At 36.3% G+C, this 24,010-nt stretch carries 24 protein-coding genes, 1 tRNA gene and 1 riboswitch; of the genes, 24 read left to right on the top strand and 1 reads right to left on the bottom strand.

Annotated features, from left to right (window positions below; all coding sequences use genetic code 11):
* Positions 1 to 104 precede the first annotated feature (104 nt).
* The 13 genes from CLOS_RS05915 to CLOS_RS05970 all read left to right on the top strand — a co-directional run bounded on the left by CLOS_RS05915 (position 105) and on the right by CLOS_RS05970 (position 11,847).
* Positions 105 to 2,426, top strand: a complete 2,322-nt coding sequence (locus CLOS_RS05915; protein ID WP_012159002.1) for an anaerobic ribonucleoside triphosphate reductase — start codon at positions 105 to 107, stop codon at positions 2,424 to 2,426.
* 30 nt (positions 2,427 to 2,456) lie between these two features.
* Positions 2,457 to 2,972 (top strand): anaerobic ribonucleoside-triphosphate reductase activating protein, encoded by a 516-nt coding sequence (gene nrdG / locus CLOS_RS05920; RefSeq protein WP_012159003.1) that lies wholly within the window; start codon positions 2,457 to 2,459, stop codon positions 2,970 to 2,972.
* Between the two features lie 414 nt (positions 2,973 to 3,386).
* On the top strand, positions 3,387 to 4,169 hold the full coding sequence (locus CLOS_RS05925) for a lipase chaperone (protein ID WP_041719047.1): 783 nt from the start codon (positions 3,387 to 3,389) through the stop codon (positions 4,167 to 4,169).
* Between the two features lie 99 nt (positions 4,170 to 4,268).
* The gene (locus tag CLOS_RS05930) at positions 4,269 to 4,553 is read left to right on the top strand and encodes a MerR family transcriptional regulator (RefSeq protein WP_156774414.1); all 285 of its coding nucleotides are present in this window, start codon (positions 4,269 to 4,271) and stop codon (positions 4,551 to 4,553) included.
* A gap of 92 nt (positions 4,554 to 4,645) precedes the next feature.
* Positions 4,646 to 4,718, top strand: a riboswitch (Fluoride riboswitch).
* 54 nt (positions 4,719 to 4,772) lie between these two features.
* Positions 4,773 to 5,945, top strand: a complete 1,173-nt coding sequence (locus tag CLOS_RS05935) for a cation:proton antiporter (protein ID WP_012159006.1) — start codon at positions 4,773 to 4,775, stop codon at positions 5,943 to 5,945.
* A gap of 210 nt (positions 5,946 to 6,155) precedes the next feature.
* Positions 6,156 to 6,554, top strand: coding sequence for a DUF2500 domain-containing protein (locus CLOS_RS05940; RefSeq protein WP_330360319.1), 399 nt, complete (start codon positions 6,156 to 6,158; stop codon positions 6,552 to 6,554).
* Positions 6,555 to 6,626: 72 nt separating this feature from the next.
* Complete coding sequence (locus CLOS_RS05945; protein WP_012159008.1) at positions 6,627 to 7,043, top strand: NUDIX hydrolase; 417 nt, start codon at positions 6,627 to 6,629, stop codon at positions 7,041 to 7,043.
* 10 nt (positions 7,044 to 7,053) lie between these two features.
* Positions 7,054 to 7,233: a uracil-DNA glycosylase gene (locus CLOS_RS15555; protein WP_156774415.1), complete on the top strand. Its 180-nt coding sequence runs from the start codon at positions 7,054 to 7,056 to the stop codon at positions 7,231 to 7,233.
* 33 nt (positions 7,234 to 7,266) lie between these two features.
* The gene (locus tag CLOS_RS05950; protein WP_012159010.1) at positions 7,267 to 8,235 is read left to right on the top strand and encodes a ComEC/Rec2 family competence protein; all 969 of its coding nucleotides are present in this window, start codon (positions 7,267 to 7,269) and stop codon (positions 8,233 to 8,235) included.
* 15 nt (positions 8,236 to 8,250) lie between these two features.
* Complete coding sequence (locus CLOS_RS05955; RefSeq protein WP_012159011.1) at positions 8,251 to 8,466, top strand: DUF3006 domain-containing protein; 216 nt, start codon at positions 8,251 to 8,253, stop codon at positions 8,464 to 8,466.
* Between the two features lie 169 nt (positions 8,467 to 8,635).
* Positions 8,636 to 9,253: a histidine phosphatase family protein gene (locus CLOS_RS05960; protein ID WP_012159012.1), complete on the top strand. Its 618-nt coding sequence runs from the start codon at positions 8,636 to 8,638 to the stop codon at positions 9,251 to 9,253.
* A 22-nt stretch (positions 9,254 to 9,275) separates the two neighbouring features.
* A complete protein-coding gene (locus CLOS_RS05965) occupies positions 9,276 to 10,016 on the top strand; it encodes a SagB/ThcOx family dehydrogenase (RefSeq protein WP_012159013.1) in 741 nt (246 codons plus the stop codon).
* 52 nt (positions 10,017 to 10,068) lie between these two features.
* Positions 10,069 to 11,847 (top strand): aminopeptidase P family protein, encoded by a 1,779-nt coding sequence (locus CLOS_RS05970; RefSeq protein ID WP_012159014.1) that lies wholly within the window; start codon positions 10,069 to 10,071, stop codon positions 11,845 to 11,847.
* Positions 11,848 to 11,915: 68 nt separating this feature from the next.
* Here CLOS_RS05970 and CLOS_RS05975 read toward each other — a convergent pair whose 3' ends face one another.
* Positions 11,916 to 12,407, bottom strand: a complete 492-nt coding sequence (locus CLOS_RS05975) for a YusW family protein (protein ID WP_012159015.1) — start codon at positions 12,405 to 12,407, stop codon at positions 11,916 to 11,918.
* A gap of 130 nt (positions 12,408 to 12,537) precedes the next feature.
* Here CLOS_RS05975 and CLOS_RS05980 point away from each other — a divergent pair, with 130 nt between their 5' ends.
* The 11 genes from CLOS_RS05980 (at position 12,538) to CLOS_RS06030 (ending at position 23,985) form a co-directional block, all read left to right on the top strand.
* Complete coding sequence (locus CLOS_RS05980; protein WP_012159016.1) at positions 12,538 to 13,146, top strand: DNA-3-methyladenine glycosylase; 609 nt, start codon at positions 12,538 to 12,540, stop codon at positions 13,144 to 13,146.
* A 171-nt stretch (positions 13,147 to 13,317) separates the two neighbouring features.
* Entirely contained in the window at positions 13,318 to 14,334 is a 1,017-nt protein-coding gene (locus tag CLOS_RS05985) for an alpha-hydroxy-acid oxidizing protein (protein ID WP_012159017.1), read from the top strand.
* A 309-nt stretch (positions 14,335 to 14,643) separates the two neighbouring features.
* A complete protein-coding gene (locus CLOS_RS05990; protein WP_012159018.1) occupies positions 14,644 to 15,612 on the top strand; it encodes a polysaccharide deacetylase family protein in 969 nt (322 codons plus the stop codon).
* A gap of 225 nt (positions 15,613 to 15,837) precedes the next feature.
* Positions 15,838 to 16,785, top strand: coding sequence for a cell wall hydrolase (locus CLOS_RS15230; protein WP_198006335.1), 948 nt, complete (start codon positions 15,838 to 15,840; stop codon positions 16,783 to 16,785).
* 214 nt (positions 16,786 to 16,999) lie between these two features.
* Complete coding sequence (locus tag CLOS_RS06000; protein ID WP_012159020.1) at positions 17,000 to 17,995, top strand: aspartate-semialdehyde dehydrogenase; 996 nt, start codon at positions 17,000 to 17,002, stop codon at positions 17,993 to 17,995.
* Positions 17,996 to 18,006: 11 nt separating this feature from the next.
* Positions 18,007 to 18,879 (top strand): 4-hydroxy-tetrahydrodipicolinate synthase, encoded by an 873-nt coding sequence (gene dapA / locus CLOS_RS06005; protein ID WP_012159021.1) that lies wholly within the window; start codon positions 18,007 to 18,009, stop codon positions 18,877 to 18,879.
* Positions 18,880 to 18,891: 12 nt separating this feature from the next.
* The gene (dapB, locus tag CLOS_RS06010) at positions 18,892 to 19,617 is read left to right on the top strand and encodes a 4-hydroxy-tetrahydrodipicolinate reductase (RefSeq protein ID WP_012159022.1); all 726 of its coding nucleotides are present in this window, start codon (positions 18,892 to 18,894) and stop codon (positions 19,615 to 19,617) included.
* A gap of 122 nt (positions 19,618 to 19,739) precedes the next feature.
* Positions 19,740 to 19,815 (top strand) — tRNA-Val (locus tag CLOS_RS06015).
* Between the two features lie 306 nt (positions 19,816 to 20,121).
* Positions 20,122 to 21,270, top strand: a complete 1,149-nt coding sequence (locus CLOS_RS06020; protein ID WP_012159023.1) for a dicarboxylate/amino acid:cation symporter — start codon at positions 20,122 to 20,124, stop codon at positions 21,268 to 21,270.
* Positions 21,271 to 21,361: 91 nt separating this feature from the next.
* The gene (gene pepF / locus CLOS_RS06025) at positions 21,362 to 23,188 is read left to right on the top strand and encodes an oligoendopeptidase F (RefSeq protein WP_012159024.1); all 1,827 of its coding nucleotides are present in this window, start codon (positions 21,362 to 21,364) and stop codon (positions 23,186 to 23,188) included.
* A 149-nt stretch (positions 23,189 to 23,337) separates the two neighbouring features.
* Positions 23,338 to 23,985, top strand: a complete 648-nt coding sequence (locus tag CLOS_RS06030) for a hypothetical protein (RefSeq protein WP_012159025.1) — start codon at positions 23,338 to 23,340, stop codon at positions 23,983 to 23,985.
* The last annotated feature ends 25 nt before the right edge of the window (positions 23,986 to 24,010 follow it).

The raw sequence follows: 24,010 nt of genomic DNA on the forward strand, positions 1-24,010 counted from the left end.
TGGTAATATTTATATACGACATATAGTGGTAGGATATACCAACAAGATTCATTTAATTTTATGAATTGCATTAACTTTTTTATACATAAGGAGGATTTTCAAGAATGATTACTAAGATTACAAAGCGAGATGGAAGAGAAGTTCCTTTTAATATTGAAAAAATTGCAAACGCTATATTTAGGGCTTCAAAATCTGTAGGAGAAGAGGACTATGAAGCTGCTTTTAATATAGCAGAACAAGCAGTAGCATATATCGAAAAAGAAATTAACAATCCGAATCCATCCGTAGAACAAATACAAGATATTGTAGAGAAAGTCCTTATAAAGAATGAAAAGGCAGAGATTGCGAAAGCATATATCATTTATAGAGCTGAAAGAACGAGATTGAGAGAAATGAATACTCGTCTTATGAAGATATATGAAGATTTAACCTTTAAGGATGCTGAAGATAATGATGTCAAACGTGAAAATGCAAATATAGATGGTAATACTGCCATGGGAACGATGTTGAAGTATGGTTCTGAAGGGGCAAAGCAGTTTTATAATATGTTCGTTTTAAAAGAAGAATATTCAAGTGCCCATAAAACTGGGGATATCCATATACATGACCTTGATTTCTTAACACTTACAACGACATGCTGCCAAATTGATATTAAAAAACTATTTGAAAATGGCTTTAGCACAGGGCATGGCTATTTAAGGGAACCAAAAGATATTCAAAGTTATTCTGCACTGGCTTGTATTGCAATTCAATCCAATCAAAATGATCAGCATGGAGGGCAAAGTATTCCAAACTTTGACTATGGCATTGCACAGGGTGTTACAAAGACCTATAAAAGATTATATGCTAAAAATCTTACCAATGGCATTGAGCTGCTTTTTGACAATATAGAGGCGGAAAATTTAGTAGAACAGGTTTTAAAAGAAATAAAAGAAGAACATCAGCTGGAACCCAATCTAAAGATGGAACAGCAGTACATAGAAATTGAAGAAAAATTTCTTCTAAAATATTTTAAAGATCTAGATAAAATAAAGAAAGCACAGCAATTTGCAAGGGACAGGGCTTATAAAGAGACGGATCGAAGTACATATCAGGCTATGGAGGCACTGATTCATAACTTAAATACAATGCATTCTAGAGCAGGTGCTCAAGTACCATTCAGCTCTATCAATTATGGAACGGATACATCCTTAGAGGGTCGTATGGTTGTTAAAAATCTTCTTCTCGCAACGGAATCAGGACTAGGAAATGGTGAAACTCCAATATTCCCAATCCAGATATTCAAAGTAAAAGAAGGGATAAATTACAATACAGAAGATCCGAATTACGATTTATTTCAACTGGCATGCAGAGTTAGCGCAAAGAGATTATTTCCGAACTTCTCATTTATTGATGCTCCTTTTAACTTAAAATATTACAAAGAAGGAAAGCCTGAAACGGAAATCGCTTACATGGGCTGTAGAACCAGAGTCATGGCAAATGAATACGATCCAACAAAAGAGATTGTATACGGAAGAGGAAATTTAAGCTTTACAACTGTAAATCTACCGAGAATTGCATTAAATAGCGGTGGCAATATGGAACTTTTCTATAAGGAATTGGATGAAAAAATTGATTTGGTCATTCAGCAGCTTATGGATCGATTTGAGATACAAGCGCAGAAAAAGGTTAAGAATTTCCCATTCCTTATGGGACAAGGTGTTTGGGCAGACTCAGATAAACTCGGTTGGGAAGATGAAATTAGAGAAGTCTTAAAACATGGTACTTTAACTTTAGGATTTATAGGTCTGGCTGAATGTCTGAAAGCTTTAACTGGAAAGCATCATGGAGAATCAGAAGAATCTCAAAAACTTGGTCTGAATATCATAGAGCACATGAGAAAGCGTATGGATGCAGCTTCTAAAGCATATCAGATGAATTATTCTCTAATCGCTACACCTGCTGAAGGAATCGCTGGAAGACTTGTAAAAATCGACAGAGAGCACTTTGGGGAAATTGAAGGTATTACAGATAGAGAGTATTACACAAATAGCTTCCATGTACCTGTTTATTATAAAATTAATATATTTGACAAAATCAGAAAAGAAGCACCATACCATAATTTAACCAATGCAGGGCATATCACTTACGTTGAATTGGATGGAGACACTTCAAAAAATACCGAAGCCTTTGAAAAAGTCATCCGAGTAATGAAAGAAGAGGGAATCGGATATGGCTCCATCAATCATCCGGTAGATCGAGATCCTGTTTGTGGCTATTCTGGGATAATTAACGATAAATGTCCCAACTGTGGTAGAGAAGAAAATGATGTGAAGTTTGAAAGAATTAGAAGAATTACAGGATACTTAGTGGGAACATTGGATCGGTTTAACGATGCCAAAAAATCAGAGGAAAGAGACCGAGTAAAGCATAGCTATATGGCATAACTATTTTTATTGAATATAGGGTGAATGTTGATGAGTAATATGGTAAGAGTTGCAGGCGTTGTTGAAGAATCCATTGTAGATGGTCCAGGGATAAGATTCGTTGTTTTTACACAGGGATGTAGGCACAACTGCCAAGGCTGTCACAATATGCATACACACTCCTTTGATGGTGGAAAATTGATCAGTATGGATAGTATACTTCATAAAGTACAAGAAAACCCACTGCTAGACGGGGTAACCTTAAGCGGGGGAGAACCCTTTGAACAAGCAGTAGTGCTTTCGAGTCTTTCCATTGAGCTAAAGAAACTAGGCCGTCATATTATAACCTACACAGGATATACCTATGAATATATCGTGGAAAAGGCTAAAAAGATGGAAGGCTGGATGGATTTACTTCATCATACAGATATATTGATCGATGGACGATTCGAGGTTGAAAAGAAAAATTTGAATCTGAGGTTTAGAGGTTCTGAGAATCAAAGAGTGATTGATGTGAAAAAAACACAGCTCAATAAACAGATAGTTCTTGTGGAATGGGACGAATAAGCATAAAAATTATTTAATGTATAATATAGTAAAATACCAAAGGTATACACAACAAAGATTTAGCTGAAGAAACTACAAAGCGACATTTGAATAGAATAAATTCAAAGTCGCTTTTATCTATTACCAATAAAAGCAAATACTCTACGAGGAGGAATATCTTATGAAGGATAGGACGAAATTTATTTTCTGGGGTTTCTTGCCTCTAGACTATAAGGCGATGGAGAGTTATTTAGAAGAAATGGCGAGAAAGGGTTGGATAGATCATTTCCCATAAGACATACGAATTTACTAACTTCTATGGGGCTTTACGTAACTTTTGTGTTTCCTATTTTGGCAGTCCTTATGTCCTCGTTACTCCTTTACAATTTAGTGTGGATATTCAGACTAAATACCAATATAAAAAAAGAACTTCCTATGAAAAGGCCAACTTTAAAAAATGCTAAAAAGAGGGCACTCATATCCACTATATTGGCCCTAACGCTGATATTGACTTTTATAATAGCGATGGTTACAGATGTATTTTTAACTTCTAATAAGGTTATCTTCGGTATATTTCCAGCAGTTTTAGGGATCGGTTCTGGACTTATCATGAGGTATTTTATAAAGAAAAGAGCCAAGGATAAGGGCGACAGTATTTTATACATAATCGTCGGTATGGTTTCTGTTGTAATCGTAGTGAATATTGTAGGGGCATTGTATATAAAAAATACAGCTGATAATACCATCGCTAAAGCTCCTATACCTGAAGGGTACCCTGTAGTTACGATGAAGGATATAAATAAAGAGGCTAAAGAAGTTAAACTTAAGAGTAGAGAATTTAGCTGGGGAGTGAGCCCTATCGTTCCTAAATACTATGATTATTGGGAGATGTGGAATATAGATGGTAGGGAACAAATGATAAGAGGAAGCTACTATGAAGTAAGTCATCCTTATTTTGCTCGAATCACTTTTGATGGAAAAGCTGAATCAATTTCAAGAGTACCAACATTTGTAAACCGATCACTAAGATGGGAAAATGAGCCTTTAATCGAAGATGAAGAGATGAAACAGCGATGGAAGGTGGATCGACTTTTATTAACAAAAGATAGAGATGCGATCATGGTACAAAAAGGAAATACCGTTGTATTTTTGGCTGGAGATATAGATTTCGATGAGGTCTATACACAGGAGAAGATTATTGAGAAATTGTTTAATTAAATGAATGTACGGATGTGCTTTCCTAGAAAAAATATTGCAGTATATTTAATAACGAATGGCGTTAGGATCAGTACTCTTAAAAGGGAGGAGAATGCGGAAGTGGAAAAAAACAAACTAATATCGGTATCTATAATTATGCTTGCTATAAGTATTGTATTTGGATCTGTTTTTATAGGTACTGGATTAAAAAGTCCAGAACAAGATGATATTTTAGAACTAGGAGAGGCGGCAAAATATCTAAGGCTGAGTGAAGGCGATTTACTATATATGATAAGAGGCAATGATTTTGGTATTAACTATATTGAAATTAATGGAAAATATATCTTTAGTAGAGAAGGATTGCATGAGTGGGTTAAAACTCGACAATTGAAAATTCAACGATAACTTGAAGCTGTTAAATGTATTATGAAATGCTTTGACAAACAGATACAATTATTGTAAAACTAGGTTGACAAATAAGTCAGTAGTGATATATTATTTCTATAGGGAATGAAGTTCTCCCTTGGCAATAGCCTAAACCGCAAATATGCTGATGACTTCTGCGAAAATACGCAGGAATTATCAGTTTTTTTTATTCCTGCCAATAGGGCGGAGGATTTTATTATGTTAACAAGTCTAGCGCTTATTTTTTTATTGGGGCTTACTCTAGGCAGTATATTGAACAAACTTAAACTGCCAAGCCTGCTAGGGATGATGATTGCTGGGATGATTTTAAGTCCTTATGGACTCAATCTGTTGCACCCATCTATTTTAGAAATATCTTCTGATTTAAGGCAACTAGCCCTAATCATTATTCTAACGAGGGCAGGGTTATCCTTTAATATTGGTGATTTGAAAAAAGTTGGACGTCCTGCATTGTTGATGTGTTTCGTTCCTGCTTGTTTTGAAATTATAGGTGTTACGGTCATCGCTACGAGAGTAATGGCCGTATCCTTTTTAGATGCTGCCATTATGGGTAGTGTTCTAGCAGCAGTATCCCCTGCTGTGGTTGTTCCAAGAATGATCAAAATTATTGAAGAGGGCTATGGCAAAGAAAGAAGTATACCACAATTGATCTTAGCGGGAGCATCCGTAGATGATGTGTTTGTAATTGTTCTATTTACAGCCTTTACTTCTCTAGCATCAGGAGGCAAAGTTTCCATCTTCAATTTCTTACAAATTCCAGTTTCTATCATACTAGGAATCATGCTAGGAGCCCTATTTGGTTTGATCTTAGTCTTATTTTTAAAAAAGATCTCTGTTAGAGATTCTGTAAGGATATTAATTGTTCTCAGTGTTTCTTTTCTACTAATGGAAATTGAACGCCAGTTGAATGGAATTCTGCCAGTTTCAGGCTTACTGGCAATTCTGAGTATGGGAATTATGATTTATCGAAAGGATGGTCTTTCCGCAAAACAACTGTCAATGCAGTATAATAAATTATGGGTAGCGGCAGAGATACTGCTTTTCGTGTTGGTTGGAGCTGCAGTAGACTTAAGCTATGCTACGAAAGCGGGCACATCTGCAGTCATCATTGTTTTGTGTGCGCTGATATTCAGAATGGTGGGCGTTTTTATATACTTATTAAAAACTACTTTGCTAAAAAAAGAAAAGTTGTTCTGTATGGTAGCATATACACCCAAAGCAACGGTGCAAGCCGCCATTGGTGCAATTCCGCTGTCTATGGGCTTGCCCAGTGGACAAAATATCTTAACAGTGGCTGTAGTATCCATTTTAATAACAGCACCCCTTGGCGCCATTGGCATTGATAAGCTCTATAAAAAGCTTTTAAATTAAAAGCTGAAATTTTATAAATTATTTAATACTGGAAGGAAATATTGGGTAAAAGAAGAATAATAGTAAAGGATACCTAAAAAGGTGTTAGAAAATCAGGAGAGAATGCATAAAATGGAGGATATGTTACAGGAAAAGAATAATTAGAGGATCAGTAGCAATGTGGGGATATTGTTTAAACTGATCAGTTATCGTATATAAGACATAGATAAATTGAGCTTAAAAGAAGGAGTGGATGTAGACATGTTTTACGGTTTTTATGGCATTATGGATTTAATGTTCCCTTTATTTTTTATTACGATTTTCAGTATTATCGTATTCGCTTTTTTTAAAGGAATAAGAGAATGGAGCAATAACAACAAACAGCCTGTTTTAAGTGTGCCGGCTAAAATTGTTGCAAAGCGCAATCATACCTCAAGGAGTACAAGTAATCATGATGGACATCATCATCATAGCACTTCTACAAATTACTACATTACTTTTGAAGTTGAAAGTGGCGATCGAATGGAATTTTATGTTTCTGGTAAAGAATATGGACTTTTAGCAGAAGGTGATATTGGGAAATTAACCTTTCAAGGAACGCGATACCATAAGTTTGAGAGGGAAATATAGCTTCAATTTAAGAAGAGCAATGGTAAACTTAAAAATAAAAGATATTTTGCAGGGACAAAAGGAGATATACAGATGATCGAAGTAAAGTTTTATGATGATATTGAGGATCGTTTATTAAAATTTGCAGTAATTGTTTCTAGACATAAGGGAAAGTGGGTATTTTGTAAGCACAAGGAAAGGAATACCTACGAATGTCCTGGTGGAAGAAGAGAAGAAGGCGAAAGGATTCTAGAAACAGCCCGAAGAGAACTTTGGGAGGAAACAGGGGCAGTTCAATTTGATTTAAGAGAGGTTTGTGTGTACTCCGTTACAAGAGAGAATGAAGAAACATTTGGTATGCTGTACTTTTCTGAAGTGAAACAGTTTGAAAAGCTACCACCTTTAGAAATCGAGAAAATAGAATTCTTTGATGAGTTGCCAGAGGCCTGGACTTATCCCTTGATACAGCCAACGCTGATTGAGAAGATAAAAAAGGAAAAGTTTATTTGAGGTGAACTATATGAACAAGGAAATAATTAATTGCTATCAGTGCAAATATTTCTATGTAACATGGAATCGAAATTTTCCAAAGGGATGTAAGTTCTTTGGATTTACCACACATAAACTACCATCCACTTATGTTTTTGAAACATCGGGCGATGTGTGTCACGGTTTTGTACAAAAGAACAGAGCAGAATAATCGTTTCAATACAAACATCTAAGGAGGACTACAATGTCTATAAAAAAAATATGGAGCATGATCTTAATACTTTCCCTAGTAATGGCTGTCTTAGTAGGATGTGGGGAGATTAGTCAGGAAACTGTAGGAAAAGGGCTAGATATATTAACGCAAATTGTGGAAGAAGAATTATCGAAAGCAGAGGACACCGGAGCGATAGAAGAAAATATTACGGAGCAAGAAACAGCTGGAGAGGGAAATTTACAGGTTCATGTGATTGATATTGGACAAGGGAGCGCCAATTTTATCGTGGGGGCAGACGGAAAAACCATGCTTTACGATGCCGGCGGAGAGGACTCCAGCTCCGGTAGAGTCGTTGTTGACTATATCAAATCCCTTGGCTATGAAAAAATAGATGTGGCTGTATTCACACATCCACATGCAGACCATATTAATGGTGCGCCAACGATTTTTAAAGAATTAAAGGTTGAATCCGTATATTATCCGAAGGTAACCCATAACACAAAGACCTTCGAAAACTTTGCAAATGCAGTTCAAAATGCAGGATTGAAGTTTAAAACAGCCAAGGCTGGCGTAAAAATTCCTTTTGGTGTGACAACGGCAGAGATTGTTGCACCCCTATCGAATCAATACGAGAATTTAAATGATTATAGTGCTACGGTAAAGCTTGCATGGAAGGATACCTCTGTTTTATTAACTGGAGACGTTGAAAAAACATCTGAAAAGGAAATGATCGAAAGTGCATACGATTTAGATGTGGATTTATTATTGGTTCCACACCATGGATCTAACTCTTCCACAACCAATGCTTTCCTAGATAAAACCACACCAGCCTATGCGGTGATATCCTGCGGTAAGGACAATTCCTATGGTCATCCTCATAAAGAGGTAAGGGCTCGTTTAAATAAAAGAAATATTAAAACTTATATTACTGCAGAGCTAGGAACCATCATTGCAACTTTAGATGGGGAAACAATCGGGTTTACAACTGTACCAAAGTAAAAAAGGAGATGGGGGATGTCCATGATAGTATTAGATCGATTTGAAGGAAATTTCGCAGTGGTTGAAATAGACGGTGAAACAGTCAATGTGGAAATCAACCTAGTAATGGATGATGTTAAAGAAGGGGACGTCTTAAAGATCGTGGAAGGATTCTATTATAGGGATGAAGAAGCCACCAGCAACCGAAAAAAATATATGGAAGATAGATTTAAGGATCTATGGGAAGATTAAACATCGGATTGAAAAAAGATCGATCGAACTCGATCTTTTTATTCTTGTTTAAGGAAATAGAAGTCATGGATAGGATAGCATGGGGTAGCTTTTTTATGGTATAATATTTTAAATTATTAGATGATTATAAAAAGTTATTTGATCATAAATTATTGCAAGGAGTGATTGCGTGCTAAAGATATATTTAACGAGACATGGAGAGACAGAATGGAACATCCAAGGTAAATTGCAAGGATGGAATGACTCCAACCTAACAGAGAATGGGATAGAAGGAGCTTACGCACTGCACCATCATCTATCGGATATAAACATAGATGCAATTTATTCCAGCCCTTTAGGAAGGGCGATGAAAACATCTGAAATTATAGCTGGAGAAAGAGGAATCGAAATTATAGAGGAACCGAACTTTAAAGAGGTTTACTTAGGGGATTGGGAAGGTAGAACCGGGATCGAGCTTGAAGAATTGTATTCAGAGCAATACTATAATTTCTGGCATGCACCCCATTTATACAGAACAGAAAAGGGAGAATCTTTTTCTAGAGTTCAAGACAGAGCCATAGGCGCTATTCACAAAATTGTAGAGACCAGAAAAAGTGGGAATATTCTAATCGTAACCCATGGTGTTACTTTAAAGCTGATTTTAGCATATTTTGAGAGTCGGTCTTTAGAAGATTTGTGGAAATCAAAATTCGTAAAAAATACAAGTCTTAGTTTAATTGAATTTGACGGCGAGGAATATCAGATTGCTTTATATGCAGACAGCAGCCATATAGCAGATGCATATTAAATATATTGAAGGGGGAAATCGCATGAGTAAGGGAATTGGTAGAGAGTTTATGGAAAAAACACAGTATCGTTATTTGGAAGAATCCGACCAAAATAAGGGGCTACCCCAGCCACCATTGGAAGTGCCGACGGATTCAAATGTAGCATTGATAAATTTAACGCCTGTAAAGGATATCAATGTTCAAAGGATCGATTTAAGAGAAGCCATAGAACGTAGGAAGAGCTTAAGAAAATACGCAGATACTAGCTTAACCATGGAAGAACTTTCGTATTTATTATGGTGCACTCAAGGGGTAAAGCAGATTGTATCCAGACCAGCGACCATCCGAACAGTACCCTCAGCAGGGGCCCGGCATCCATTTGAAACCTATCTCTTGATAAATAATGTGACTGGGTTAGAACCAGGTTTATACCGATACATAGCCCTTTCTCATCAATTGATGGTAGTGAACTTGGAGGCAGAAATCGACGACAAGATAATGAAGGCTTGTTTAGAGCAGGAGTTTATAAAAAATAGTGCAGTAACCTTCATTTGGACCGTAGATATGTACCGAACAGGATGGCGGTATGGAGAGAGAGGGTATCGATATATTCATTTAGATGCAGGTCATGTTTGTCAAAATCTATATCTTTCAGCTCAAAGTATAGACAGTGGTGTTTGTGCAATTGCGGCATTTGACGATGAAGAAATAAATAGTATAATTGGATTAGATGGAGAAAATCATTTTACTGTGTATGTAGCAACTGTAGGAAAAGTTTTATAAATAATCAAACTGATTTGAAGCACCATAAATTTTAGGATTAGGGGATGATTGAATGGACGTTAAAGAGAAAATACAGAAACTAAGAGCGCTTATGAGTGAAAATGGTATCGATGCTTATATCATATCAAACTCGGACCCTCATTTAAGCGAATACGTTGCAGAGCATTGGAAGGTTAGAAGTTGGGTATCTGGTTTTTCTGGCTCTGCAGGCACAGTAGTGATAACGAAGGACGATGGAGGACTTTGGACAGACGGACGATATTACATACAGGCAGAAAGACAGCTTGCTGGATCTGGCATTCGACTGTTTAAAGCAGCAGAACCCAATGTTCCAACATATACAGAGTGGATCGGAAACACCTTGGAAAAAGGTCAATGTGTTGGATTCGATGGATGGGTTTTTAATACAAGTATGGCAAAGGAAATGGAAACCATCTTTAACAATAAAGAGCTCAAGATTAATAAAGAAGCCAATTTATTGGATAATGTATGGCAGGATAGACCAGCGCTGTCTACAGAGCCAGCTTTTAACCATGATGTTAAGTTTGCTGGAAAATCTACCTTAGAAAAGCTGACTGAAGTAAGAGAAGAGATGAAAAAGAAAAGATTAGATTACTATATCATCAGTAGCTTGGACGATATTGCATGGTTATTCAATATTAGAGGAAGAGATGTTACAAACAATCCTGTTGTTATTTCCTATGCCCTTATATCCATGGAAGAAGCCTATTTATTCATAGACGAAAGAAAGGTAACGGAGGAGGTAAGAGCCACATTATCTAATAATCAAGTACAAATTAAACCTTATGATGATATCTTAGCGGAAGTAGGCAATTTGGAAAACAATAAACGCATCCTATTAGACCCAAGTAGAATTAATGTTAGAATATATGATGTTATTCCAGCTGGTTGTGTAAAACTCGAAGGAACAGATATCACAACAAATTTAAAGGCCGTAAAAAATGAGATAGAAATTAAAAACTTAAAGAACTCACAGGTTCGAGATGGCGTTGCCATGGTGAAATTCCTTCATTGGTTGGATACGAATATTGGAAAAACACCAATTACAGAAATCTCTGCTACTGAAAAGCTAGAAAGCTTTAGAAGAGAGCAGGAATATTTTGTAGAGCCAAGCTTTGCCACCATTGCTGCCTATAAAGGCAATGCTGCCATGATGCATTACAATGCTTATGAGAATGAGGAATGTGTGCTGAAACCAGAAGGATTATTTTTACTGGATTCCGGTGGTCAATATTTTGATGGAACTACAGATATTACAAGAACCATGGCTTTAGGACCGATCACCAAGCAAGAGAAAGAGGACTTTACTTTGGTTTTAAAATCCCATATCGCTCTTTGTAAAATCAAGTTCCTATATGGTGCTACGGGTTCCAACTTAGATATTATTGCGAGACAGCCGCTTTGGGAGAGAGGACTAGACTATAAATGTGGAACAGGCCACGGATTAGGCTACTTCTTGAACGTCCACGAAGGACCACATCGCTTGAGCCAAGTGCCGAATACTGCTCGATTGGAAAAAGGAATGCTCATCACCAATGAGCCAGGCATCTATAGAGAAGGAAAGCATGGTATCCGAACAGAAAATACACTGCTGGTTGTGGAAGATGAAAAAACTGAATTTGGGCAATTTATGAAGTTTGAAGTGGTATCGTTATGTCCAATTGATTTAAATGCAATCGACAAGAATCTTCTAACGGAAGGTGAGATCTCTTGGTTGAATGAATACCATAAAGAGGTTTATAAGACCTTATCACCTTACTTAAATACAGAAGAAAAAACTTGGTTAGAGGGTGCTACAAGGACGTTGTAGTTTATTCATATAAATTTAAAGTAAAATACTATTAAGTGGATTAACCCCTTAATAGTATTTCTTTCTTATTATCGTGTATTAAATTCTATAGTTACCTTTTCTCCCGATTCAAATAAGAATTCCATCTCAAAGTCTACAACATCTTCTCTCTTTAATTTTAAAAGAGACAAGGTTTCATCGATAATCTTATTCGTATTAGCGATGGAGGCCCCGGGAAGCTTGCTGATTAAATCTTCAATTTCTCTAGAAGCAGATTCGTGCTGAGAAGTAGATTTCTTTCCATTGAGCAATGTTTCTATCTTACTTTCCTTATTATTAAGCCCTTTCTTATACTCCATATCTATTTTATCATTGTTGATTAACTCGATGTCTAAATCAAAAGCATGGATCTCATTTAAAGTAAAGTCTGCTGTAGGGTCCGGCGTTGTAGTTTTTGGTTCATTGGGCATGATATTATTGTTGTCCGATACATTAGGCTTTTGAGAAGCTGTACACCCTGTTATCGTTAGGACAAATAGTAGTAATACTACAACAAAGTATGGTATTATTTTTCTATTCAATTTAATATTCCTCCTATGTATATTTGCTATAGATATTATTAGATTTTTGGAAGACTTCTATGTATAAAGAATGTAAACAAATAAAATGATTTATAAAATATGAAAAAGATGCTGGAAAGGGAAGAAAGCTATGAAATTAGAACGGAAATTTTATGATAGACCGACACTAGAGGTATCGAAAGATTTACTGGGAAAAAAATTGGTCCACTATGTGAAGGGAGAAAAATTATCGGCACGAATTGTGGAAGTAGAGGCCTATATCGGTGCAATCGATAAAGCTGCCCATAGCTATAACAACAAGATCACAGAAAGAACAAAGATCATGTTTGGACCTCCTGGATATGCATACGTTTATTTAATCTATGGGATGTACCACTGCATGAACATCGTCACCGAAAAAGATGGCGTAGCAGCTGCAGTTTTAATTAGAGCTGTGGAGCCGGTGAACGGTATAGAAACCATGGCGAATTATCGATACTCTAAACCCATAGAGGATTTAACTAAAAAGCAGATCCATAATTTAACCAGTGGACCTGGAAAGCTTTGTGTAGCTATGAATATAAGCAAAATAAACAATGGTGCAGATCTTTGTGGAGAAGAGATGTGGATAGAGGCGGATGGCTACCATAATTTTGAAATCGTAACCACCAAAAGAATCAACATTGACTATGCAGAGGAAGCCATCGATTTCCCATGGCGGTTTTATATCAAAGACAATCCTTTTATTTCTAGAAAATAAAAACTCTTTCGATTTTTAATAAAGGAAATAGCAGAATAAAAATGTATTTTCAACCTAAAAAAATGTAGCTTCGTATTAAAAATTTGTTATTTCATATTAAAAATAGTACAATGGAGTTGAATTGTTTGTATGGCGAAATTTTTTAATAAATAAAGAAATGGGGGACGTATTATGGAGTATTCAGAAGTTCTAAATAGAGCGAGAGAGCTTGTACATGAAAAATGTAAGGTTTGTAAAGAGTGTAATGGTGTTGTATGCAAAGGACAAGTACCAGGTGTTGGTGGAAAAGGCTCTGGATCTAGTTTTATTAGAAACTGGCAGAAGATTCAAGATGTTAAAATTAATTTAGATACAATTATTGAAGAAAGTCCAATCGATACATCCATAGAACTTTTTGGTCAAAAATTTACTTATCCAGTATTTGCTGCACCCATTGGTGCTGTAGGACTGAACTATAGCCCAGCATTGGACGATTTCGAATATACAAAAGCGATCATTGGTGGATGTAAAGAGGCCGGTGTTATTGGATTTACTGGAGATGGTGTAAAGGATGAGTTTTACGATCTGCCTCTTCAAGTAGTAAAAGAAAATAATGGTCATGGCATTCCTACAATTAAACCTTGGAAGAAGGAAGAGATCATTGCAAAAATAAAAAAAGCAGAAGAAAATGGCGCCCCAGCAGTTGCCATGGATATTGATGCAGCTGGTCTAGTTACATTGGCTCTATTGGGCAAGCCTGTAGGAACAAAATCGATCGAGGATTTAAAAGAGATTATTTCTTCAACAAAACTACCTGTAATTTTAAAGGGCGTTATGACTGTGGAAGGTGCTAAAAAAGCTTTAAAGGCAGGAGCTTACGGTATTGTTGTTTCCAACCATGGCGGTAGAGTTTTAGACCATACACCAGCTACAATCGAAGTTTTACCAGCTATTGCCGATGCGGTAAAGGGAAGGATGAAGATATTTGTAGACGGCGGATTTAGAACCGGTCTGGATATTTTCAAGGCCATCGCTCTAGGTGCCGATGCTGTATTGATAGGTCGTCCCTATGCAGTTGCTGCTTACGGCGGTGGTGCAGAAGGCGTTAAGGTGTATACAGAAAAAATAGGAAATGAGTTAAAAGAAACGATGATTATGGCAGGATGTCATAATTTAGCCGATATCAAGAGAGATAGAGTATTCTTATAAGAACTAAGTAAAAAATATATTTAGAAGCTTGTTATAATATACTGTGCTAGAATTCTTTCTAGCACTATTTTTATAGCAAATAAGAAAATACTGATTATAATATGCTTCTAAATCAAAACTTTAACGTAAATGAGTTTCAAGAAAAGCTTCCTGATAATGTTTCTATGGAAGCTTTTTTTATTCTACATTCAATGTAGTCGGATTAGACTAATTTTTGCTATGTAACGATTTCTTTAATATTTTAGTCGAATTTTAAGGTATAATGTAAATATCCACAGAAAAATACAACCATACTGGAGTGTGATATTCGTGAAGAGATTAGGAAAAGTTTTTGTTATGACCCTTATTGTGTTATCATTTATGGCTGCAATGCCTTCTATTAGAGGTATCACACAATCTTTTAGAGAAAATGTAAATCCAGAGGATCGAATAGAAGATAGGAATAAAGAAAATGAAGGATCTACTTCTTCCGATGAAGGGATAAAGGAAGATCCCAAGGAAGAAAAAGAAATTGATGCGAAGGATGAAGAAGATTTAAGCAAAGACAATTCGGAGCAGAAGGAACAGGTACCGCCAATAGAAAAAGAAAGGGATAGCAAATCAGAATCAGATAAAACCATATTTTTAACCTTTGATGATGGACCTTCCACCTTGACTCCTGAAATTTTAAGAATATTAGCTGAGAATGATGTGAAAGCTACTTTTTTTACAATTGGAAAGTCTGTAGAAAAATATCCTGAGATCGTAAAACAAACCTACAAGGAAGGGCATATGGTTCTACCTCATACCTATAGCCATGAATACTCTATCTACACTACCTTAGAAACCTATTATGAGGATTTAGAGCTCGCAAAAAGTGCAATTGAAAAAGTATTAAATATAGAATTACCCTATATTTTTAGATTTGCAGGAGGATCTTCTAATGAGAGTTCTTTTAAGTATGGTGGAAAGCAATATATGCCGAAGCTAACAGAGGATGTGAAAGCCAAGGGATATTACTATATTGACTGGAATGTTTCATCAGGAGATGCTAGTGCTGACTATGACAACAAAGAAAAAATGCTGCATAACGTTATTGAGGGGACTAAAAACAAGAACTTTGTTGTGGCCTTATTTCACGATACTGCTAGGAATACTAAAATGGCAGAAGCTCTGGAAGAAATGATTATATCTTTAAAGGGGCAGGGATATACCTTTAGAACCTTTAGGGATATTACCCAAGAGGAATTGGATACGATGGTGAAGCTGAAAATATCCAATAAGCCCATAAAAAGATAGAAAATATCCATTCTATTCAATTGTAATATATGGATACGATGTTAAAGTGAGGATTGGAATCAAACTGGGTACAAATCTGTATATGTTGAAATATGAACAGTTACGAAAGAGCATGTAAAAAATGCTCTTTTTTTATAGTCCCTACATTCCAAAAAATGTATCTTTTATAAGGGTGTTTTTATGGTAAAATTTTTATCAATAGAGCACTTAGAAGGGAGAATACATATGAAAAATATGTTGGAAAGATATAAGATACAAGTTATTGGTGCAGGGTTATTTGTAACCATAGTAACATCATCCTTTTTAATAGGAACTGAGCTTTCAAAGGATCATAGTCCTAAGAAAAAGGTAAATGCCTATTCCATTGCTGATAATAAAAATAAAACAGAAGAGAATAAGGTAGAAAAAGAGGAGCTTCTGACGTTGGACACTACAGCAGGCGAGGAACAGGGAAATAGTGTAAATTCCATGGATGAAAGCAAAGAGAAGGATGCTATAAAAAATAGGGAAAAAGACTCTAAGCAGGAGGAGATGAAGACTCCGGTAGAGAAGGAACAAAAAAAAGAGAAGGAAGCTAGTAAAGCGGAGAACCATGAGGCGCCCTCTGCTTCAAATAAAGGTGATAAATATACAGTTAAGGATGGCGATAGTTTATTTCTAATTGCAGAGAAAGCAAATGTATCCGTAGAGCATTTGAAGGAGATCAATAACTTATCTTCCGATGTGATCTATGAAAATCAGATATTAAGTGTTGAAGGTTCCGCGAACAACGCTACCAATCAAGTTGTAAACAGAGGAAATGAACGAAATGATGATTTATATTGGTTAAGCAGAATCATTCATGCGGAGGCCCAAGGAGAGTCTTATGAAGGGAAGGTCGCTGTAGGAAATGTTATTATGAACAGAGTGAAAAGCTCCCTGTTCCCAAATACAATTAAAGGTGTTGTTTTTGACAAGCAAAATGGTTATACTCAATTTTCACCAGTGTTGGATGGCAGTATCTACAATTCTCCAGACTCAGATAGTATCAATGCAGCTAATGCTGTGTTAAATGGAGAAAGACCAGTTGGGGATGCACTATACTTCTTAAATCCAAGAAAATCTACAAATTTTTGGATTGTTCAAAATAGAAAACATATGAAAACCATCGGTTTACACGATTTTTATTATTAGAAAAATGCTTCGGCATTTTTCTAATTTTTTTTTGAATACTTGAAATTCTAAGCTCCATCTAGAGTTGAGTGCGACATAAAGTTTGTGAGCCTGAGCCAACAAATTTTTTTGAGGAAACAATTGCACGATTATGCATATTTTGAATAAAATGATAGTAATGTAAAGAGAGTTTTCAAAGTATTTGCATTATTTAGATGGGGAGGTGTCAAAAGTTATGGGGTTAACCATAGGAATTGTGGGGGGTACAGGAGCAGTCGGTAGAAAAATCATAGAGGTCATGAAGGAGAGAAACACTCCGATAGACAGATTGCGAATATTTGCTTCAGAAAAATCTGCAGGTAAGCGATTCGTATTTGAACATGAAGAGATAGAGATTGAGTTATTGACAGAAAGCGTAATGAAAGAATCCTATGATTACTTGTTATTTTCTGCCGGTGGATCCGTATCCGCTAAGTTTGCGCCCATTGCGGCAGAAGCAGGAAACATCGTCATAGACAACTCATCGCAATGGAGAATGACGGAAGGAATACCGTTGGTAGTACCTGAAGTCAATGGCCATGTGCTAAAGGGGTATCGGGGAATTATTGCAAACCCCAACTGCTCTACCATACAAATGGTTATGGTACTAAATCCGCTACACAAGGAATATCGTCTAGAAAGGGTTGTAGTCTCTACGTATCAAGCTGTATCTGGAAGTGGATACGCTGCAATTGAAGAACTGAAAAACCAGATAGAAAACGAAGATTATCCGAACAAAGTATATACGAGAAAAATTGCAGGGAATTGTATTCCTCATATCGATGTATTTCATGAGAATGGATTTACAAAGGAAGAGCTTAAAATGGTTTATGAGACGCATAAAATCTTAGAAGATGATCGGATGGAGATCAACCCTACTGCCGTAAGAGTTCCAGTTTTTTATAGTCATAGCGAATCCATATACTTAGAGTTTGAAAAAGTACCAAGCATAGAATCGGTTAGAAATATATTAAGCAATACGAAGGGGATCATTCTTGAAGATGAACCACCAATCAATCAATATCCTACGCCTATAGAAGTTGCAAATAGAGATCCTGTTTATGTAGGAAGAATTAGAAGAGACTTATTCAATCCAAGGGGATTGTCTTTATGGGTGGTGGCAGACAATTTAAGAAAAGGTGCAGCGACTAATGCTGTTCAGATTATGGAAGCCATTGAAAATTTTAAATAGGGGGTTATCTTATGTTTAAGGGAGCAGGAGTTGCTATTGTAACGCCTTTTAAAGAAGGAAAAATTGATTTTGCGGCATTTGAGAAATTGATTGATTTTCATTTAGAAAACAATACGCAAGCTTTAATCGTGTTGGGGACAACGGGGGAGGCCTCTACACAAACCATGGAGGAAAGAGAAGCATTGATCCGATTGGCTGTTCAAAGAGTCGAAGGTAGAATTCCAGTTATTGTAGGTACCGGTTCCAACTGCACAGATACAGCCTTACAGTATACAAGACAAGCAGAAGATCTCGGTGCAGACGGTATTTTGGTTGTAACGCCATATTATAACAAATGCACGCAGAAAGGCCTGATAGAGCACTTTACTCAAATAGCAAATGCTACAAAATTACCTGTGATCTTATATAATGTACCGTCTAGAACCGGCGTAAACATTCTACCGGAAACGGTTGCGACAATGAGTAAAGTTGAAAACGTAATCGGAATTAAAGAAGCTGGCGGCAATACTGCTCAAGTGTTGGAAATAAAGAGATTGGTACCAGAAGATTTTAAGATTTATTCTGGCAATGATGATCAGATCATACCGATTTATGCATGTGGTGGTCATGGTGTTATTTCTGTGGCTTCCAACGTTATCCCTAAGGAAATCCAAGAAATGTGCGCCGCATTCATGGAGGGAAATGTAGAGAAAGCATTGGAAATTCAGCTTTTATATAAAAAATTTATAGATTTGTTATTCTGCGAAGTAAATCCAATACCGGTCAAAGCAGCGGTGAGTGCTCTGGGGTATATTGAAAATGAATTAAGACTTCCGTTAACGCCTATGGAAGAGGTAAACAGGAAGAAACTAATGGATGAAATGAAGAAACAAAATATTATTTAGGGGGATATCTATATGGATTTATTGATTTATGGTGTAAATGGTCATATGGGAAGTCTAATAAAAAATTTAGCCGAAAAAGATTCCTACTGGAGAGTAATCGGTGGTGTGGATTCGGAGATGTCCGATGATCCTATGAACAATCGATACGATGTAGTCGTAGATTTTTCGCATCCATCTGCTCTACAGGATGTATTGCAGCTTTGTAAGGAAAAGAAAATACCTTTGGTCATTGGCACAACAGGATTTAGTAAGGAACAGTTAGAGGACATAAAGTTTGCTTCTGCTAAAATACCCATACTACAGTCCACCAATATGTCTTTGGGAATGAACTTGCTATTTAGGCTTGTAGAGCAGACGGCGGCCGTATTGAAGGATAAGTCAGATATTGAAGTTATTGAATCTCACCATAACCGAAAAAAGGATGCACCATCTGGAAGTGCAAGAACCATTGTTGAATCCATTGAAAAGGGTCTAGGAGAAGAGAAAAAACATCAACATGGTAGGGTTGGTGAATGTCCTAGAGAAAAGGGAGAGATCGGTATCCATGCAATTCGTGGTGGTAATATCGTTGGATATCATGAGGCGAATTTTATTAATGATCTGGAAACCATAAAAATAGTTCATGAAGCACACAATCGATCTGTTTTTGCACAAGGAGCCTTGGATGCAGCGAAATTTATAATGGATCAAGAGCCGGGACTGTATACGATGAAGGATTTATTAAATTTAATGGTATAAGGAGTGAATTATAAATAAAGAAAAGGAAAATTTTCCTTTTCTTTATTTATATAGTTGAAAAGTCTCTAGATAGGTGATATAATTTCATTTGTGGTAAATAATGTTTGAAATCATATTAATCAGAGGGTATAGCTCAGCTGGCAGAGCGCTACGTTGACATCGTAGAGGTCGTTGGTTCAAGTCCAATTATCCTCACCAAAAAATAAAGCAATAGCAAGGGTTGCATAGAAAATAAATTTCTAGCAACCCTTGCTATTTTTATACAATAAGAAAATTTCATCGTCCTTTCATGCATTAGAATGGACGACGCTGGAAATATTCACTTTTTTAATAATATTGCAGATCGTCAGGCTTTTATAATCTTCAAAAGGGACATTAAATTCATCTCTAATATGACAGCATGTGAAACTTTACAAAATATACTGGAATCCAGTACTAATTTTAAAATTCTTGGAAAGAATATTTAAAATGAAGAATAGATGAAACGAAACGGAGGAAAAGAAAATGAAGAAATTAGGATTATTACCGAGATTACTGATCGGTATTGTGATCGGTATTTTAATTGGAGCAACAAAGATTGAAATACTCACGAGGTTATTGATGACATTCAGTGGTATCTTTGGTGAATTTTTAAATTATATAATCCCTTTGCTAATTATAGCATTCGTTGCACCAGGGATTGCAGAACTTGGTGATAAAGCTGGAAGGCTTTTAGGAATTACTGCAGGGTTGGCTTATATATCGACCGTAATCGCAGGGACTATGGCCTATTTGATCGCCACAGCGGTATTGCCGATACTCGTTCCCAGTGGAGCCAATATCGGGACAGGTGGAATTGAGATCTCTGCCATATTCACTCTACAGATTCCACCGATTCTGCCAGTAATGAGCGCACTGATCACCGCCTTTTTATTGGGATTGGGGATGGCTGCTATTAAGAGCACCTATATGATTCATCTGATGAAGGAATTTGAGGGAATCATCAGTAAAGTCATCGATCATATCATTATTCCTTTATTGCCGATTTATATCGCAGGTATATTCGCCAACATGGCCTATACGGGAGAAGTTATGGCCACAATGTCTGTGTTTGGCAAAGTATTTCTATTGGTCATCGCTATGCATATTCTAATTATCGTCATACAGTTTATTATAGCCGGTTCCATCTCTAGCCGGAATCCTTTTGCATCCATTAAAAATATGCTACCAGCTTATTTTACTGCCATAGGGACTCAATCTTCTGCTGCGACCATTCCTGTAACTGTTGCTTCAGCTAAAAAGAATGGTGTCAGTGATGAAGTAGCAGAATTTGCTGTACCGTTATGTGCAACCATCCACTTGTCGGGGAGTACGATCACCATTACGACCTGTGCCCTTGCAGTGATATTGATACAGGGTACAACCGTAGGATTTGGGCAAATATTTCCTTTCGTATTAATGTTGGGTGTGACCATGGTAGCGGCTCCAGGGGTACCAGGGGGAGCGATTATGGCTGCACTTGGGCTTTTATCAACAATGCTTGGCTTTACTGAAGCTCAGCTTGGACTAATGATGGCTTTGTATATCGCTCAGGATAGCTTTGGAACGGCTTGCAATGTAACTGGGGATGCTGCAATCGCCATGATTGTAGATCGATTTGCAAAAAAATCTTAGTAAAAATTTTAAATATTCAAAAACATGGAAGGAAAATGATGGAACAATATTGAATTCCTTAACACATATGAATTAGAAGGGGGCGTATGCTATGGCTAGTGAAAATAAAAAACAGAAGGTAAGCAGTTTGGAAAGAAATGAAATAGACAAAGCATTTAAATGGGACATAGAAAAGATGTACCAAAATGAGGCACTATGGAAAAAAGACTATGATACTGTGAAGGAACTGATAGCAGAATTTGTTCAATATAAGGGAAAACTGAAGGATTGTAAAAATCTACTGAAGGCATTGAGCCTATATGAAACCTTAGTTGAAAAAACGAATAAGCTCTATGTGTATGCGACTATGAAAAGAGATGAAGACAATAGAAACGCGAAGCACCAAGGTCTCGCTGATAATGCACAAAGTTTATATACGAGGATGGGAAGTTCCGTGGCCTTTTTTGTTCCAGAGATTCTAAGTATTTCTGAAGAGGATATTCAGGAATTTTATCGTAAGGAAACTGGTCTAAAGAAATATCAGCATTACCTCGATGAAATATTGAGACACAAAAGTCATGTACTTTCAGCAGCAGAAGAAGAAATTGTGGCCCAAGCAGGTGAAGTTGCAAATGGACCGAGAGATATTTTTACCATGTTGAATAATGCAGATATGAAGTTTCCAACCATAATAGACCAATCTGGGGTAGAAGTAGAAGTCACCCATGGAAACTTTATACAGCTTCTGGAAAATCCAGATCGAAGGGTAAGAGAAGATGCTTTTTCAGCACTGTATAGTACATACGAAAGCTATAAAAATACTTTAGCAACTGTATTTTCATCCAGCTTAAAGAAAGATAATTTCTTGGCAAAAGTAAAAAAACACAAAAACTCAATGAGTGCCGCTTTATTTAATACCAATATACCGGAAGAGGTATATCACAATTTAATAGGGGTCATTCATAATCATCTACATTTAATGCATCGATATGTAAATCTAAGAAAGAGAATGCTAGGATTAGACGAACTCCATATGTACGATTTATATACCCCCATGGTTCAAAATATAGACATGCAGATTCCCTACGAGGAAGCGAAAGAATTGCTGGTAAAAGGATTATCTCCACTTGGAGAAGCATATACAAACATACTGAAATCTGGGTTTAGAGACAGATGGGTGGATGTATATGAAAATACAGGCAAAACCAGTGGGGCCTATTCATGGGGTACCTACGATAGCTACCCGTTTATCCTCATGAGCTATAAGGACAATGTAAACAGCATGTTTACTCTAGCTCATGAAATGGGTCATTCAATCCATAGCTACTATACTTGTAAAAATCAGCCTTTCATTTATTCTGATTATAAGACCTTCGTGGCAGAAGTCGCTTCTACTGTAAATGAGGCACTGCTGATGGACTATATGTTAAAAAATACGAAAGAGACCAATGAAAGGATGTATTTATTAAACTATTATTTAGAGCAATTTAGAACAACGGTTTATCGACAGACCATGTTTGCGGAATTCGAGAAAATCACCCATGAAAAGATTTCCATGGGAGAAGCGTTGACGGCAGAGGATCTAAATAAAATTTACCGCGATTTAAATATAAAATATTATGGCAATGATATTATCGTAGATAGTCATATTGATATAGAGTGGGCCAGAATTCCACATTTTTATAACAGCTTCTATGTGTTTCAATATGCTACTGGATATTCTGCTGCCATTGCATTGTCTAAGAAGATATTAATGGAAGGAGAAAATGCAGTTCAGCAATATATTGAGTTCTTAAAGAGTGGCAGCTCCGACTATTCCATCAATGTACTTAAAAATGCTGGTGTTGATATGTCATCTCCTGCGCCAATAGAATCGGCATTAAAGGTATTTGAAGACTTACTCACTGAAATGGAAGAAATTGCATTCAAAACAAAATAATATAGGAGGGGAGCTTATTTGATAGGCTCCTTTTTTATGCTGTGTATTTAAAATTGGTCGCTGTAAATAAACAAATTTTAAGATAGTCAATCTTTGTTTGTTGTGGAATAGGTAAAAATTATATATAATAAAAACATAACGAAGAGAAGGTGATTCATATAGGGACATTAAATATCAAAGAAATCATAGAGAAAAATGCTTTAGAACAATTATTCCATATAGATTTTAAAAATGAAGACTGGATTTGGATCAATAGAGATATCTTTTTAGACATCGTATACAATGGGCTAGATTATAGCACGATTAATGAAGATGAATTGAAAGTAGAGATAGAAAACATATCAGACCAAAGCTTTATAGAGCTTTTAAGTGACAAATTTAAAGAAATCGGTTGGATTTCTGTAGAGCAGCAATTGTTTGAAAGATTGGTGGCGGATTTTATCTGTACAAAGGATATTCAAACCTATATTTTCACTAATAAGAGATTCTATAATAGAAGAATCATCCAGAAGACAAAGGAATTTAACTGGATATTCAAGGCAATGGCTCTAGACGCCTACCAACATCTAGCGATAGAAGATAAAACACTAATTGAGGTTTTTGAAGAATATTTTAAGGATAATGGTATGATTATTGAAGATATACTTTTAGAAGGAAAGTATGAGTTTAATGTTGCTTATTGGGAATTTGATGCAAAAACGAACTTATTAGAATTCTATAAATTGGGAAAGAACTATAGACAATGGACGGAAGGACATTCTAATTTTATGTTCAATGAATTGAGCAAAAAACACTAACCTTGAGGAAGGTTAGTGTTTTAGC

The sequence above is a fragment of the Alkaliphilus oremlandii OhILAs genome, assembly GCF_000018325.1.
Classification (GTDB): domain Bacteria; phylum Bacillota; class Clostridia; order Peptostreptococcales; family Natronincolaceae; genus Alkaliphilus_B; species Alkaliphilus_B oremlandii.

Coding starts and splice junctions, on each gene's coding strand:
- dapB (WP_012159022.1), top strand. CDS start 18,892: ATGGATTTATTGATTTATGGTGTAAATGGTCATATGGGAAGTCTAATA.
- CLOS_RS06020 (WP_012159023.1), top strand. CDS start 20,122: ATGAAGAAATTAGGATTATTACCGAGATTACTGATCGGTATTGTGATC.
- CLOS_RS05950 (WP_012159010.1), top strand. CDS start 7,267: ATGTCTATAAAAAAAATATGGAGCATGATCTTAATACTTTCCCTAGTA.
- CLOS_RS15230 (WP_198006335.1), top strand. CDS start 15,838: ATGAAAAATATGTTGGAAAGATATAAGATACAAGTTATTGGTGCAGGG.
- CLOS_RS05935 (WP_012159006.1), top strand. CDS start 4,773: ATGTTAACAAGTCTAGCGCTTATTTTTTTATTGGGGCTTACTCTAGGC.
- CLOS_RS05915 (WP_012159002.1), top strand. CDS start 105: ATGATTACTAAGATTACAAAGCGAGATGGAAGAGAAGTTCCTTTTAAT.
- CLOS_RS05955 (WP_012159011.1), top strand. CDS start 8,251: ATGTCCATGATAGTATTAGATCGATTTGAAGGAAATTTCGCAGTGGTT.
- CLOS_RS06000 (WP_012159020.1), top strand. CDS start 17,000: ATGGGGTTAACCATAGGAATTGTGGGGGGTACAGGAGCAGTCGGTAGA.
- CLOS_RS05925 (WP_041719047.1), top strand. CDS start 3,387: ATGAAAAGGCCAACTTTAAAAAATGCTAAAAAGAGGGCACTCATATCC.
- CLOS_RS05980 (WP_012159016.1), top strand. CDS start 12,538: ATGAAATTAGAACGGAAATTTTATGATAGACCGACACTAGAGGTATCG.
- CLOS_RS05970 (WP_012159014.1), top strand. CDS start 10,069: ATGGACGTTAAAGAGAAAATACAGAAACTAAGAGCGCTTATGAGTGAA.
- dapA (WP_012159021.1), top strand. CDS start 18,007: ATGTTTAAGGGAGCAGGAGTTGCTATTGTAACGCCTTTTAAAGAAGGA.
- CLOS_RS05965 (WP_012159013.1), top strand. CDS start 9,276: ATGAGTAAGGGAATTGGTAGAGAGTTTATGGAAAAAACACAGTATCGT.
- CLOS_RS05985 (WP_012159017.1), top strand. CDS start 13,318: ATGGAGTATTCAGAAGTTCTAAATAGAGCGAGAGAGCTTGTACATGAA.
- nrdG (WP_012159003.1), top strand. CDS start 2,457: ATGAGTAATATGGTAAGAGTTGCAGGCGTTGTTGAAGAATCCATTGTA.
- CLOS_RS05945 (WP_012159008.1), top strand. CDS start 6,627: ATGATCGAAGTAAAGTTTTATGATGATATTGAGGATCGTTTATTAAAA.
- pepF (WP_012159024.1), top strand. CDS start 21,362: ATGGCTAGTGAAAATAAAAAACAGAAGGTAAGCAGTTTGGAAAGAAAT.
- CLOS_RS15555 (WP_156774415.1), top strand. CDS start 7,054: ATGAACAAGGAAATAATTAATTGCTATCAGTGCAAATATTTCTATGTA.